At 60.8% G+C, this 14,072-nt stretch carries 14 protein-coding genes; 2 read left to right on the top strand and 12 right to left on the bottom strand.

Annotated elements, in window-relative coordinates:
* Positions 1-38 precede the first annotated feature (38 nt).
* The 7 genes from ubiB to trmL form a co-directional block, all read right to left on the bottom strand.
* The gene (gene ubiB, locus ACQKIK_RS16710) at positions 39-1,649 is read right to left on the bottom strand and encodes a ubiquinone biosynthesis regulatory protein kinase UbiB (protein ID WP_046163545.1); all 1,611 of its coding nucleotides are present in this window, start codon (positions 1,647-1,649) and stop codon (positions 39-41) included.
* Positions 1,646-2,269, bottom strand: coding sequence for a ubiquinone biosynthesis accessory factor UbiJ (locus tag ACQKIK_RS16705; protein WP_499136775.1), 624 nt, complete (start codon positions 2,267-2,269; stop codon positions 1,646-1,648). The genes ubiB and ACQKIK_RS16705 overlap by 4 nt, the downstream gene beginning before the upstream one ends.
* Positions 2,269-3,039 carry a bifunctional demethylmenaquinone methyltransferase/2-methoxy-6-polyprenyl-1,4-benzoquinol methylase UbiE gene (gene ubiE / locus ACQKIK_RS16700; protein ID WP_045422518.1) on the bottom strand — a complete coding sequence of 257 codons (771 nt, stop codon included), beginning with the start codon at positions 3,037-3,039 and terminating at the stop codon, positions 2,269-2,271. Before ubiE ends, ACQKIK_RS16705 begins: the two co-directional genes overlap by 1 nt.
* A gap of 282 nt (positions 3,040-3,321) precedes the next feature.
* Positions 3,322-3,696: a gamma-butyrobetaine hydroxylase family protein gene (locus ACQKIK_RS16695; RefSeq protein ID WP_499136774.1), complete on the bottom strand. Its 375-nt coding sequence runs from the start codon at positions 3,694-3,696 to the stop codon at positions 3,322-3,324.
* A 53-nt stretch (positions 3,697-3,749) separates the two neighbouring features.
* Positions 3,750-5,096 carry an ATP-dependent protease ATPase subunit HslU gene (gene hslU / locus ACQKIK_RS16690; RefSeq protein ID WP_499136773.1) on the bottom strand — a complete coding sequence of 449 codons (1,347 nt, stop codon included), beginning with the start codon at positions 5,094-5,096 and terminating at the stop codon, positions 3,750-3,752.
* Positions 5,097-5,124: 28 nt separating this feature from the next.
* On the bottom strand, positions 5,125-5,661 hold the full coding sequence (hslV, locus tag ACQKIK_RS16685) for an ATP-dependent protease subunit HslV (RefSeq protein WP_045431382.1): 537 nt from the start codon (positions 5,659-5,661) through the stop codon (positions 5,125-5,127).
* 205 nt (positions 5,662-5,866) lie between these two features.
* On the bottom strand, positions 5,867-6,328 hold the full coding sequence (gene trmL, locus ACQKIK_RS16680; protein ID WP_463308635.1) for a tRNA (uridine(34)/cytosine(34)/5-carboxymethylaminomethyluridine(34)-2'-O)-methyltransferase TrmL: 462 nt from the start codon (positions 6,326-6,328) through the stop codon (positions 5,867-5,869).
* On the opposite strand from trmL, the gene ACQKIK_RS16675 reads away from it, so the two are divergent.
* The gene (locus ACQKIK_RS16675; protein WP_045422510.1) at positions 6,327-6,767 is read left to right on the top strand and encodes a hypothetical protein; all 441 of its coding nucleotides are present in this window, start codon (positions 6,327-6,329) and stop codon (positions 6,765-6,767) included. The genes trmL and ACQKIK_RS16675 overlap by 2 nt on opposite strands.
* A gap of 29 nt (positions 6,768-6,796) precedes the next feature.
* Here the strand turns inward: ACQKIK_RS16675 and ntrC are convergent, their stop codons facing one another.
* The 5 genes from ntrC to glnA all read right to left on the bottom strand — a co-directional run bounded on the left by ntrC (position 6,797) and on the right by glnA (position 12,225).
* Positions 6,797-8,230 carry a nitrogen regulation protein NR(I) gene (gene ntrC / locus ACQKIK_RS16670; protein WP_064481256.1) on the bottom strand — a complete coding sequence of 478 codons (1,434 nt, stop codon included), beginning with the start codon at positions 8,228-8,230 and terminating at the stop codon, positions 6,797-6,799.
* The gene (gene glnL, locus ACQKIK_RS16665) at positions 8,227-9,309 is read right to left on the bottom strand and encodes a nitrogen regulation protein NR(II) (RefSeq protein WP_046163551.1); all 1,083 of its coding nucleotides are present in this window, start codon (positions 9,307-9,309) and stop codon (positions 8,227-8,229) included. Before glnL ends, ntrC begins: the two co-directional genes overlap by 4 nt.
* A 167-nt stretch (positions 9,310-9,476) precedes the next feature.
* Positions 9,477-10,109 carry a DUF4124 domain-containing protein gene (locus tag ACQKIK_RS16660; RefSeq protein ID WP_499136772.1) on the bottom strand — a complete coding sequence of 211 codons (633 nt, stop codon included), beginning with the start codon at positions 10,107-10,109 and terminating at the stop codon, positions 9,477-9,479.
* Positions 10,106-10,633, bottom strand: coding sequence for a DUF4124 domain-containing protein (locus tag ACQKIK_RS16655; RefSeq protein WP_499136771.1), 528 nt, complete (start codon positions 10,631-10,633; stop codon positions 10,106-10,108). Before ACQKIK_RS16655 ends, ACQKIK_RS16660 begins: the two co-directional genes overlap by 4 nt.
* A gap of 185 nt (positions 10,634-10,818) precedes the next feature.
* Complete coding sequence (gene glnA / locus ACQKIK_RS16650; protein WP_045422502.1) at positions 10,819-12,225, bottom strand: glutamate--ammonia ligase; 1,407 nt, start codon at positions 12,223-12,225, stop codon at positions 10,819-10,821.
* A gap of 345 nt (positions 12,226-12,570) precedes the next feature.
* Between glnA and thiI the strand changes: the two genes are divergently transcribed.
* A complete protein-coding gene (gene thiI / locus ACQKIK_RS16645) occupies positions 12,571-14,025 on the top strand; it encodes a tRNA uracil 4-sulfurtransferase ThiI (RefSeq protein WP_499136769.1) in 1,455 nt (484 codons plus the stop codon).
* Positions 14,026-14,072: the final 47 nt, after the last annotated feature.

Genomic DNA, 14,072 nt, shown 5'->3' with positions numbered 1-14,072 from the left:
CTCTGTACGCTCAGTGTGCCAGCCTGCCCGACCGCTGGCTATCGGCGCACCACGATGTAGATGCCGGCCGCCAGCATCAGCCAGGCGGGCCAGGTCGCCAGCGCGGAAATACTCTCGGCCGCCGCCGCCAGCGTGGCGCCCCCGGCTAGCAAGGCGGCGCCGACTAGACGCAATGGCCAGTGATGATGGTGTTCGCGCCAGGGCGGCGGCAGGTTGTTCGCGTGAGGTCCCGACATCCGCTCGAGCAGCTCGCGCGTCATACCCGCCAGGTGCGGCAGCTGTTCGATCTGCGCCTGGGCGTTCTTCAATAGCTGTTTCGGGCTCATGCGTTCGCGCATCCAGCGCTCGAGGTAAGGCTGGCCAGTGGTCCATAGGTCCAGTTCCGGGTAGAGCTCACGGCCCAGGCCTTCGATGTTGAGCAGCGTTTTCTGGAGCAGGACCAGCTGCGGCTGGACTTCCATGTTAAAGCGGCGCGCGACCTGGAACAGGCGGACCAGCAGCTGACCGAAGGAGATGTCCTTTAGCGGTTTTTCAAAGATTGGCTCGCAGACGGTACGGATTGCCGCCTCGAATTCATTGACCTTGGTTTCTGCCGGCACCCAGCCCGAGTCGATGTGCAGCTGTGCCACCTTGCGGTAGTCGCGTCGGAAGAAGGCCATCAAGTTGCGTGCGAGATAGTCCTGATCCTCCGGCGTGAGACTGCCGACGATGCCGAAGTCGACCGCAATGTATTGCGGGTTCCACGGCTGGTGCGTGCTGACGAAAATGTTGCCGGGATGCATGTCGGCGTGGAAGAAACTGTCGCGGAAGACCTGGGTGAAAAAAATCTCCACGCCGCGCTCGGCCAGCTGTTTCATGTCGGTGCGCTGCTCGGCCAGACGCTTCATGTCGGTCACCGGCACGCCGTAGATGCGCTCCATCACCAGCACTTGCGGGCGGCAGTAATCCCAGTAGATCTGAGGGACGTAAAGCAGCGGAGAACCCTGGAAGTTGCGCTTGAGCTGACTGGCGTTGGCCGCTTCGCGCAGCAGGTCGAGTTCGTCGTAGATGGTCTTGGCGTAGTCGTCGACCACTTCTACCAGGTGTAGGCGGCGGGCCTCGTTGGAGGCGCGTTCGGCGGTCTTCGCCAGCAGGAACAGCCAGGCAATGTCCTGGCTGATGATCGGCCGCAGGTTCGGTCGCACCACCTTGACCACCACCTCTTCACCGCTGCGCAGTTTGGCGGCGTGCACCTGGGCGACCGAGGCGGACGCTAACGGCTTGCTGTCGAATCGGGCGAACACTTCGCCCACTGGCGCGCCCAGCTCACGTTCGATGAGTGCCGTGGCGACTGCCGAGTCGAACGGCGGTACGCGGTCCTGAAGCATGGCCAGCTCTTCGGCGATGTCGAGCGGCAGGAGGTCGCGTCGGGTCGAAAGAATCTGGCCAAATTTGATGAAAATCGGGCCGAGCCCTTCCAGCGCCAAGCGCAGGCGCGCCCCTCGAGAAAGTTCGGTGCGCCGGCGTGGCAGCCAACGCCATGGCAGCAGGTAGCTGGTCGCACGCAGCCACCACGGCATCGGCAGGTCGAGAATGATGTCGTCCAGGCGGTAGCGGATCACCACCAGCAGGATGCGAAACAGGCGGCGGGCCGCGGCGAACAGCTTCATTCGGGTCGGTCTGGTTTCTGGAAGTGGGTGAGCCGCTCGATACGGGCGTCGAGTCGGTCGAGGTCGAGCTTGAGGCGGTCGAGTTCAGCGAAGCGCGTTTCAGCCTCGGCTATGCCGACCAGTGTGCGTGATTCTTCGCTGAGGTATTCGGCCAGGTTCTGCTGCAGGCTATCGGTAGTTTGTCGCAACCAGGCGGATTGACGCCGAGCGCTGGAACCGAGCAGATGCGCACCAACCGGACCCAGCCAGCGCGACACCTCGTATTCCCAGTCCAGCTCGAGATCCTGCAGCACTTCGGCGAGGCTCATCAGCGCGCCGCTGTCGCCATCGATGTCGACATCTGGACCATGCAGAATGGCCGTCTTGTTGCGGTTAGTCGCCAGGCGCAGCAGATCCGTGGCGGAAGCGCGCAAGCGGCAATCCGGCTCGCTGCCCCATTGCGTTGCCAACCGCAGGCCATCGGCATCGGCCAGGATGAACAGTTTCAAAGCCGGTGCCGTGCAGTCGATTTCTATGATTCGACCACTGAGCTTGGCCAGCCGCGGCAGGGCGGTCGGATCCAGGCGCAGAACGCCATTGAGACCGCGCTCGGCGCCGGCCAGCAGGGCAGCGCGCAGCATCAGGGCTTGATGCCGCGGTGCAGGGCGACGATGCCGCCGGTCATGTTGTGGTAGGTGACGCGCTCGAAGCCGGCGTCGGCCATCATGCCCTTCAGGGTTTCCTGATCCGGATGCATGCGGATCGACTCGGCTAGGTAGCGGTAGCTTTCGGAGTCGTTGGTGATCAGCTTGCCCATCATCGGCAGGAGGCTGAACGAGTAGGCGTCGTAGGCCTTGGAGAACAGCTGGTTGGTCGGTTTGGAAAACTCCAGAACCAGCAGCCGACCGCCGGGCTTGAGCACGCGCAGCATGGACGCGATGGCGTCTTCCTTGTGCGTCACGTTGCGCAGGCCGAAGGCGATGGTAACCACATCGAAGTGGTTGTCCGGGAACGGCAGCTTTTCGGCATCGGCCTGAACGAACTTGACGTTATCTGCCACGCCTTTATCCAGCAGGCGGTCACGTCCAACCTTGAGCATCGAAGCATTGATGTCGGCGAGTACGACTTCGCCGGTCGGCCCGACGATGCGTGAGAACTGGCGCGCCAGGTCGCCGGTGCCGCCGGCGATATCCAGCACCCGGTTGCCGTGGCGGACACCGGACAGCTCGATAGTGAAGCGCTTCCAGAGGCGATGCACGCCGCCGGACATCAGGTCGTTCATGAGGTCGTACTTGGCGGCCACAGAATGGAATACCTCTGCCACCTTCTGCGCTTTTTCGCTCTCCGGCACGTTCTTGTAGCCGAAGTGGGTGGTGGCTTCTGCGTCACGCTCTTTGCGGGGATCGGTCATGTCACTGTCACCGGAAGAATGTGCCGGCATTCTAAACCTAAAAGCATCCTCGAGCGCCAAGCCGCGAGCGGCAAGTCAGCGCAGCCCATGGCTGGCCGAACACAGCCTGACAGTCGGCGTTGGGCGGCGGCGTTCAGACGCAAATCGAGCAAGCCCTGGTGCAGGCGCTTCGATCCTGAACCCCACTTGAGCGCAAGGCGCATGCGATTTTTTACACCTCGGTGACCCGGTCGTGGATCAATGAAGCGCGGTCCACCGTAGCAGGTGCCTACACGTTGAAGATTAGAGCATCAGCTTGACCGGTGAGATGTCCGGATCACGGGACTTTCCAGCGCGGGCAAGTGCGTCGAGGTACTCCGCCCACATCTGCTGCTGATCGGTCGACAACCGATAGAGATAGTCCCAGCTGTACAAGCCGCTGTCGTGGCCATCGCTGAAGGTCAGCTTGAGTGCGTACTGCCCGGCCGGCTCGACGCCTTCAAGGCCGACGTTGATCTTGCCGGTCTGCAGGATCGGATTGCCATGACCCTGCACCTCGGCTGAAGGCGAGTGGACCCGCAGAAACTCAGCGGATAGCACATAGCGCTGCTCTGGCCCGTATTCCAGCTCCAGTGTTTTCGACGTTTTGTGCAGCTTGATTGCAGTAGGGATACGCATCGATTGCTCCTGACAGCGCGCCGAGCCTCGTCCATGAGGCGCAGTCGCTTGTTTCAAAGGATATAGCGCGACAGGTCTTCGTCTTCGGCCAGCTCACCGAGGTGGCTGTTGACGTAAGCGGTATCGATGCGGATCGGCTCGCCATTCTGCTGTCCGGCCAGGTCGCCAGCGCTGAACGAGACCTCTTCCAGCAGGCGCTCAAGCAGCGTGTGCAGGCGACGAGCGCCGATGTTCTCGGTCTTCTCGTTGACCTGCCAGGCGATCTGCGCCAGGCGCTTGATGCCGTCCTCGGTGAACTCGATGCCCAGCCCTTCGGTCTTCAGCAGCTCACGATACTGCTCGGTCAGCGAGGCATGTGGCTCGGTGAGGATGCGCTCGAAGTCTTCCGGCGACAGCGGTTTCAGCTCGACGCGGATCGGCAGTCGACCCTGAAGCTCCGGCACCAGATCGCTGGGCTTGGACAGGTGGAACGCGCCCGAGGCGATGAACAGGATGTGGTCGGTCTTGACCATGCCCAGCTTGGTGTTGACCGTGCTGCCTTCGATCAACGGCAGCAAGTCGCGCTGCACGCCTTCACGGGAGACATCGGCGCCGCTGGTGTTGCCGCGCTTGGCGACCTTGTCGATCTCGTCGATGAAGACGATGCCGTGCTGCTCTACCGCTTCCAGTGCGCGGGCTTTGAGCTCTTCTTCATTGACCAGGCGCGCGGCTTCTTCATCGCGGACCAGTTTGAGTGCGTCCTTGATCTTCAGCTTGCGGCTTTTCTTCTTGCCTTTACCCATGTTGGAGAAAAGGCTCTGCAGCTGATTGGTCATCTCCTCCATGCCTGGGGGAGCCATGATCTCGACACCGGCTGGGCTCTCGGCCACTTCGATATCGATTTCCTTGTCGTCGAGCTGGCCCTCACGCAGACGCTTGCGGAACAGCTGGCGCGTATTGGAATCAGTGCTCTGCACCGGTTGCTCCTCATTGAAGCCGGCCGGGCGAGCCTGTGGTAGCAGCGCGTCGAGGATGCGCTCTTCGGCGGCATCTTCGGCGCGATGACGCATCTTCACTACTTCCTGCTCGCGGAGCATCTTCAGTGCGGCATCGGCGAGGTCGCGGATGATCGACTCGACATCACGGCCGACATAACCCACTTCGGTGAACTTGGTCGCCTCCACCTTGATAAACGGCGCATTGGCCAGCTTCGCCAGGCGGCGAGCGATCTCGGTCTTGCCCACGCCAGTGGGGCCGATCATCAGGATATTCTTTGGCGTCACTTCCGGGCGCAGCTCGGCGGAGAGCTGCATCCGCCGCCAGCGGTTGCGCAGCGCAATGGCGACGGCACGCTTGGCGTCGTCCTGGCCGATGATATGGCGATTGAGTTCGTGGACGATCTCGCGGGGCGTCATGGACATGGTGCGGTACTCCGGGACTCGAGGGCGATTAGATCGCGCTGTCGAGCTCCTCGATGGTGAGATTCTGGTTGGTGAAGACACAGATGGTGCCGGCAATGTTCAACGCGGTTTCGGTGATGTCCTGGGCCGACATGCTCTGGTCACCTTTCTGCATCAGTGCCATGGCGGCGGCCTGGGCGAATCCGCCACCGGAGCCCATGGCGATCAGATCGTTCTCCGGCTGCACCACGTCGCCATTGCCGGTGATGATCAGCGAGGCGTCTTTGTTGGCTACCGCTAGCATGGCTTCCAAGCGGCTCAATGAGCGATCGGTCCGCCAGTCTTTAGCCAACTCAACGGCCGCCCGAACCAAATGACCCTGATGTTTTTCCAGCTGACCTTCGAAACGCTCGAATAGGGTGAAGGCATCGGCGGTGGCGCCAGCGAAGCCCGCCAGGACTTGGCCGTGATAGAGGCGCCGGACTTTCTTGGCGTTGCCTTTCATGACGGTGTTACCGAGGGAAACCTGGCCGTCGCCGCCCATGACGACTTTGCCGTTGCGGCGTACTGAAACGATGGTGGTCAAAGGAAAATCTCCACGCAGCGGGGCGATGAATGCCCGAATGCGCTTGATATGGGGGACGCTGCCGCGCATTTCAACCGATGCGAGGGAATCGCGTCTTGCCCCTTTTGAATCTACCGACGTGACGCAGGCGACTCGCCGTGCAGGCAGGGCTGAGCGCTACGGATTGCCAAGCGACACGCACGGGCCCGCTGTTAGCGAGGCAGCGCTATTGCAGCGCGAAGTCCAGCTGTCGCCAGGCCTCGTAGACGGCGACGGCCACGGTGTTGGAGAGGTTCAGACTGCGGCTGTCTGGACGCATCGGCAGGCGCAGGCGCTGCTCGTTGGGCAGCGCGTCGCGGATCTCCGGCGGCAAACCGCGGCTTTCCGGGCCGAACAGGAAGGCATCGCCGCGCTGAAACCGAACCTCATGAAAGGGTTGTGAGCCTTTGGTGGTAAAGGCGAACAGGCGAGGGCGGCCGAGGCTCTCTAGGCAACTATCGAGATCGGCGTGTCGCTTGAGCGGCGCGTACTCGTGATAATCCAGCCCGGCGCGGCGCAACCGTTTGTCATCCAGCTCAAAGCCCAGCGGTTCGATCAGGTGCAGGCTACAACCGGCATTGGCGCAGAGCCTGATAATGTTGCCGGTATTCGGCGGAATCTCCGGTTGAAAAAGGATTACATGAAACATGCGCGGCACCGACTCTGAAAACGACCGGCATTCTACTGCGGCTAACGACCCGCTACCTCGCCTTCGCCGGCGCTTTTTCGGCTCGCTGGTGCTGCTCGGGCTGTTGTTCGGCTCTTTTCTCGGCCACGTCTTTCGGCCTGGCCCGGCCGAGCTGTTGCGTATCGAGCCTGTAGCGAGTGGGCTGCAGCTATGGTTTAACCGCGAGCCGGAGCTCTACAGCCAGGACGTCGAAGGCGCCGTGGGCATGCTGTTTCAGTCCAAGGGCAGCGCCGATGCCGGGCGTATAGCGGTTGGGAGCACCAGTGCTGGCTGGCGCGTGCAGACGACCGAGAAGGGGTTGTTGCTGCATTTTGTGGCGACCCGACCGCTCGTAGCGGCCTGGTCGGGTGAAAAAATCGATGGCGAGTGGCGCTTGCTGGTCGAGGTCAAGCCGCGCTAAGGCGCAGCCGCTGGCTGCGCCAGTTCAGGTCAGGCTTCGTCGCCCTCATCCTCGTCTGCGCTGTCGCCCATTCCCAGCTCTTTGATTTTGCGCGTCAGCGTATTCCGTCCCCAGCCCAATAGCAGAGCCGCATCACGGCGGCGGCCGGCGGTGTGCTTGAGTGCAGTCTCGATCATGATGCGTTCGAAAGCCGGTACCGCCTCGTCGAGCAGATTCGATTGGCCGCGAGCCAGTGCCAGGTCGGCCCAATGGCGCAGCGCCTGCTCCCAGTTGTTCGACGGCATGGCATCGGCCGGCTGATTGAGCAGTTCCGGGGGCAGGTCGTCGACATGCACTTCGCGCCCGGACGCCATCACCGTGATCCAGCGGCAGGTGTTCTCCAGCTGGCGCACGTTGCCCGGCCACGGCAGGTTTTGCAGGTATTCCTCGGTTTCGGGCTTGAGCAGCTTGGTCTCGACTGCCAGTTCGGTAGCGGCACTGGCAAGGAAATGTGAGGCCAGCGTCGGAATGTCTTCGCGGCGGTCGGACAGGCGTGGGATATGGATGCGGATGACATTCAGCCGATGAAACAGGTCTTCGCGAAACTTGCCGGCCTGAACCAAGGTTTCCAGGTCCTGGTGGGTAGCGGCAATGATGCGTACGTCGACCTTGACCGGTGTATGACCGCCGACCCGATAGAACTCGCCGTCAGCCAGTACGCGCAGGAGGCGGGTCTGGGTGTCGGCGGGCATGTCACCGATCTCGTCGAGGAACAGCGTGCCGCCATCGGCCTGCTCGAAGCGGCCACGACGCTGGTTGGCAGCACCGGTGAAGGCCCCTTTCTCGTGACCGAACAGCTCCGATTCCATCAGATCCTTTGGAATCGCGGCCATATTCAGCGCAATAAATGGGGAGGCCGAACGTGGGCTATGCCGGTGCAAGGCATGAGCGACCAGCTCCTTTCCGGTACCGGACTCACCGTTGATCAACACAGTGATGTTTGAGTGGGAGAGGCGGCCAATGGCGCGAAACACTTCCTGCATCGCTGGTGCTTCGCCGATGATTTCCGTTGTGTGGCGTTGATCGACGGGTGCCTTGAGCCCTTGCTGCTCTTTGGCATGCTGGTTGGCGCGCTTGACCAGCGATACCGCTTCATCCACATCGAAAGGCTTGGGCAGGTATTCGAACGCGCCGCCCTGGTAGGAGGCTACCGCGCTGTCGAGGTCCGAATGCGCGGTCATGATGATCACGGGCAGGCGCGGGTAGAGGTCGCGGATCTGCGCCAGCATGTCGAGACCGCTCACACCCGGCATGCGGATGTCGGAAATGATCACATCCGGCTGCTGCCGTGCGAGTTTCGCCAGTACACCATCAGCGCTTTCGAAGCTTTGGGTGGTCATGCCTTCCTGTTGCAGCGCTTTCTCCAGGACCCAGCGGATGGAGCGGTCATCGTCGACAATCCAGACAGTTTCGCTGCGGCTCATGCGGTTGGTACTCCTTGTTCCAGCGGCAGGAAGATCGAAAACGAGGTGTGCCCGGGATGGCTTTCGCATTCGATCAGTCCCTGATGCTGGCTGATGATGTTCTGGGTAATGGCCAGGCCGAGACCGGTGCCGTCGGGGCGGCCGCTGACCATCGGGTAGAAAAGCGTGTTCTGCAGTTCGGCGGGAATGCCTGGCCCGTTGTCGATGATTTCGATCCGGGCGACCAGCCGATGGCGGATATGACCAATGGTGAACTGGCGCAGCGTGCGAGTACGTAGCGTCAGGCGGCCCAGCCCCAGTTCGGTTTGCCCGGCAAGCGCCTGCATGGCGTTACGCATGATGTTGAGCACGGCCTGAATCATCTGCTCGTGGTCCATCAGGACCTCGGGAATACTTGGGTCGTAATCACGCACCAAAATGAGGCTGCCTTGGCATTCGGCTTCGATCAGGCTGGCGACATGTTCGAGCACCTCGTGAATGTTGGTCATCGCCAACGATGGCAACTTGTTTGAGCCGAGCATCCGATCGACCAGGTTACGCAGGCGGTCGGCCTCTTCGATGATGACTTCGGTGTAATCCTTGAGGTGTTCTTCGGGCAGTTCGCGAGCCAGCAGTTGGGCGGCGCCGCGTATTCCGCCAAGCGGGTTCTTGATTTCATGGGCAAGCCCGCGGACCAGCATCTTGGTGGTTTCCTGCTTGGACAGCTGCGCCTCTTCCTTGGTGATGCGCAGCAGCCGGTCGCGTGGCAGCACTTCCAGCAGCAGCATCGTCTCCTGCTTCGTCAGTACCGGCGTCACGGCGTAGTCGACGGTCAGCGTCTGGCCGCTGGCGGATGTCAGGGTCGCTTCCCGCTTGGTAAACGGATGGGCTTCTTCGACGGCAAGGCGCAATGCCGCCAGGGCTTCCGACGACTCGGTGAACAGTTCGCTGATGAACTGGCCGTGGCTACGTTGGCCGCTGACTGCCAGCAGCATCTCGGCAGCGGGGTTCATGTATTCCAGGCGCAACCGTGAATTAAGCAAAAGGGTAGCGGTGGTGAGATTCTCGATCAGCAGGCGCTGTAGGGCTTCGTTGATCATGGCAGTCTGCATCCGGGGTGTACGTCAGGAAATGCAAGAAGCAAACCAAGGCGCTCCTTTTCGGCGCGGCGCCGCGAGCACTAGCGCTCCAGAGCAGGGCGTCGATCCGGAAGGGGAGCGCTAAACAAGATGGCTTAAACTATGCACCATTCAGGTGCGCAGCATGGTCACAGAAAGGGCACGAATGGAATATCTTTCTTTTCCTTCGGTTTATCCTTCAGCGGACACTCTGGGCGAACGCCGTAATCGCCTTTCTTGCATGGGTTGACCATGCGGCGTTGCGCAAGGGAAGTGCGCATCATGTGGAACACGCGAGGCGCGCTGGCCTGCAGGCGCTCGCCCTGGCTGTCGATCACTTCGACCACCAACTGGTGGCTACCTCGGTCGACGTTTTGCAGCATCAATGCCGGGCTTTCACCGGGCGCGCCCACAGCCGCACCATCAAGCAGCAACCGATACTGATGGCCCGGATGCAGGGTAGGGGTACTGGTCACACTGACGGCCAGCTCACCGGCATTGTTGCGAATGGTGGCGTCGGGATCGGGCTGCACGATATCGAGCAATGTGTAGCCTGGTGTGGTCGCCTTTAGAACCTTAACCGCTTGCTTCGGCGGCGGTACGGGCTGTGCCGCCATGCTGTTAGCCGGTTTGGTCTCGACCTGCTCGGCGGCGTGGCCGCCCGGGCGATCGGTGAATACGCGGTTACCCTCGGCATCGATGTAGCTGTAAATGGCTGCGCTCGCGGGCAATGCGAACGCTAGCAGCAGCGCCGAAAGCCCGAGCCGCGTGGTGCGTCTCATCGGCGCGCCGGGCTGGAGGTGTGGACGCGCTGAACGGTGAACTGCTCCTCAGCCTGCTGCACGACTTGGCCCCCGCTGAGCACCTGAACTTCGAGCAGGTGGGTGCCGCGATCCACATTTATCAACTGCAGTGCGGTCGCGCTGCTGGGTTCTGCCTGGGGAACACCGTCAAGTAGGAAGCGGAGTTGGTGACCCTGCTTTAGCGGCGGATCGAGCTGAGCGTTGACGATAAAGGTGCCGCTGTTTGCGCGCAGCGCCTGCTCGTCCGGAATACCGCCGATCGCGACGCTCCGATAGGGTTGCTGGCGCTCCCCGCTGCTCTGCTCGTTGGCCAACGGTGGCGGAGCTGTGGGCGTCTTGATATCAACGGTGTTGGCGGGCGGAAGGTCGACAGCGTTTGCCTCGACGCCTTCGGGTGGCTGATTGGTGAAGACGGTGTTGCCCTTGTCGTCAGTGTATTTGTAGATCTGCGCCATGGCGGGAGCCATGAGGACGAGTAGCAGGCTGAACAATGCAATGCGCATGGGAAGCTCCGCGGTAGGGATGACTGGAAGCCTTGCACCGCGCAGGCGGCGAGGCAAGTGCGACCTTTGGGATTTGAGATCGACGCCACTTCGGTCGCTTGTCGCAACGTCGGTGTCACTGGCTAGTGACATCGCAGAAACGAAAAAGCCTCCCGAAGGAGGCCTTTTCTGTCACGCGGACTGGCTTAGACGCTGTAGTACAGGTCGTATTCCAGCGGGTGAACGAAGGTACGGACCTTGATTTCTTCCTCGCTCTTCAGCTCGAGGTAGGCGTCGATGAAGTCATCGGAGAACACGCCGCCCTTGGTCAGGAACGCACGGCCCTTGTCGAGTTCTTCCAGGGCTTCCTTCAGGCTTCCGCAGACCTGCGGGATCAGCTTGCCTTCTTCTGGCGGCAGATCGTACAGGTTCTTGTCAGCAGCATCGCCGGGGTGGATTTTGTTTTGGATGCCGTCCAGGCCAGCCATCAGCAGTGCGGCGAAGCACAGGTAGGGGTTGGCAGCCGGATCCGGGAAGCGCGCTTCGATACGGCGAGCTTTCGGGCTGGAAACGTACGGGATACGGATCGAGGCGGAACGGTTACGAGCCGAGTAGGCCAGCATGACCGGTGCTTCGAAGCCCGGAACCAGGCGCTTGTAGGAGTTAGTGGCCGGGTTGGTGAAGCCGTTCAGCGCCTTGCCGTGCTTGATGATGCCGCCGATGAAGTACAGAGCGGTCTCGGACAGGCCGGCATAGCCTTCGCCAGCGAAGGTGTTCTTGCCGTCTTTGGAGATCGACATGTGTACGTGCATGCCCGAACCGTTGTCGCCATACAGCGGCTTCGGCATAAAGGTCGCGGTCTTGCCGTAGACATCGGCCACGTTGTGCACGCAGTACTTCAGGGTCTGAACTTCGTCAGCCTTGTTTACCAGCGTGTTGAACTTGACGCCGATTTCGTTCTGACCGGCAGTCGCCACTTCGTGGTGATGCACTTCGACGACCAGGCCCATCTCTTCCATGGCGTTGCACATGGCAGTACGGATTTCGTGGTCGTGGTCGCACGGCGGAACTGGGAAGTAGCCACCCTTCACGGCCGGACGATGGCCCTTGTTGCCGCCTTCGACGTCCTGGTCAGTCATCCAGGAGCCTTGCTCGGAGTAGATCTTGAACATCGAGCCGGAGATGTCGGACTTGAACTTCACCTGGTCGAAGATGAAGAACTCAGGCTCCGGGCCAACGAATACAGTGTCGCCGATGCCAGTGGACTTGAGGAATTCCTCGGCGCGCTTGGCAATGGAGCGCGGGTCGCGGTCATAGCCCTGCATGGTGCTTGGCTCGACGATGTCGCAGACCAGAATCAGGGTTGGCTCTTCGGTGAACGGATCCAGAACGGCAGTTTCATCGACCGGCATCAGGATCATGTCGGAGGCTTCGATGCCCTTCCAGCCATGGATGGACGAGCCGTCGAACATTTTGCCGTGCTCGAAGAAATCTTCGTCGTGAGCATCGCGCGCCGGAACGGTCACGTGGTGCTGCTTGCCCTTGGTGTCGGTGAAGCGCAGATCAATCCACTTCACATCGTAATCTTTGATCAGTTGAAGCGACTTCGACATGGTGCTCTCCAAGTGGTGGAAGCGTTGACAGATATGCTTCCGGAATCTAGGGGGTGAAGCCGAGCGGGCGATACTCCGTCAAGGCGACCTGCCTCACAAGGGAGCAAATTGCATGCCAGTGCTCCGAGATGGATCCGAACACCCTTATTAAGCCGTCTTGCCGCACTCGCTGTCGTTTAGTGCAGCTGTGCCCGCTTAGGATCGCTCTAAGTTGGTGCAAAAATGATGAGCTTGTTCCATAAGGGTGCAAGGTTGGGCTTTCCGATAAAACTGTCTAAAGCTTGACCAAATTCCGATATACTCCGCCCCCCTCTTTTCACGCCATGCTGGCGCTGCGCTGTTTCCATGAAGCTGATCGTCAAGGTTTTCCCCGAAATCACCATTAAGAGCCCACCGGTACGCAAGGGCTTCATTCGCCAATTGGCGAAGAACATCCGTACCGTGCTGCGCGACCTCGATCCCGAACTGCGGGTGGAGGGGGTGTGGGACAACGTTGAGGTGGAAACCGCGCTCAGTGATTCGAAAACCTTGCACCAGATGATCGAGCGCCTGCGCTGCACGCCGGGCATCGCCCATTGCTTGGAAGTGCACGAGTACCCGCTAGGCGATCTGGATGACATCCTCGCCAAGTGCAAAGCGCATTGCGCCGACCGTCTGCCGGGCAGGATCTTCGCCGTGCGATGCAAGCGGGCAGGCAAGCACCCATTCAGCTCGATGGATGTAGAGCGATATGTTGGCAGCGAGCTTCGCCAACAGTGCGGCGCCGCTGGCATCTCGCTCAAAGCACCGGAAATCGAAGTGCGGATGGAAATCCGCGACCAGCGCCTGTTTGTCGTGCATGCACAGCACGACGGTATTGGCGGCTACCCGCTGGGCGCGCTTGAGCAAACGCTGGTACTGATGTCCGGCGGTTTCGATTCCACAGTGGCGGCGTATCAGATGATGCGCCGCGGGTTGATGACCCATTTCTGCTTCTTCAATCTGGGTGGCCGCGCCCATGAGCTGGGCGTGATGGAAGTGGCCCACTATTTATGGAAGAAGTACGGCAGCTCCCATCGCGTACTGTTTATCAGCGTGCCGTTCGAGGAAGTGGTCGGTGAGATCCTGGAGAAGGTCGATAACAGCCACATGGGCGTAGTGTTGAAACGCATGATGCTGCGCGTCTCGACTCAGATCGCCGAACGTTTGCATATCGACGCGCTGGTAACCGGTGAAGCGATCTCTCAGGTTTCGAGCCAGACGCTGCCGAATTTGTCGGTTATCGACTCAGCTACCGATATGCTGGTGCTGCGCCCGCTGATCGCCAGCCACAAACAGGACATCATCGACACCGCTTTAGAGATCGGTACGGCGGAGTTTGCCAAGAACATGCCCGAGTACTGTGGCGTAATTTCGGTGAACCCGACGACCAAAGCCAAACGCTATCGCGTCGAGCACGAAGAGAAACAGTTCGACATGGCGATTCTCGAGCGCGCTCTGGCGAATGCCCGGCAAGTGGCCATCGATCGGGTGATCGACGAGCTGGGCCAGGATTTGCAAGTTGAAGAAGTTATCGAGGCGAGTGCCGGGCAGGTTGTCATCGACATTCGCCATCCCGACCTTGCCGAGGACGAACCTCTGCAACTGCAGGGCATCGAAGTGCAAACATTGCCGTTTTATGCACTGAACAACCGATTCAAGGAACTGGACGACAATCGCCAGTACCTGCTGTATTGCGATAAAGGTGTCATGAGCCGCCTGCATGCTCATCATTTGCTGAGCGAGGGGCATGTCAATGTGCGCGTTTATCGTCCGAGCTAAACAGCCCGGCCTGCTGGGCGGCAGTATCCGCCACCGCCCTCCCGACC

It is taken from the genome of Pseudomonas sp. NPDC047961 (assembly GCF_050272435.1).
Taxonomy (GTDB): domain Bacteria; phylum Pseudomonadota; class Gammaproteobacteria; order Pseudomonadales; family Pseudomonadaceae; genus Stutzerimonas.
The sequence above is the reverse complement of the archived record's forward strand: the minus strand, read 5'-3'. Positions and strand labels throughout refer to the sequence as shown.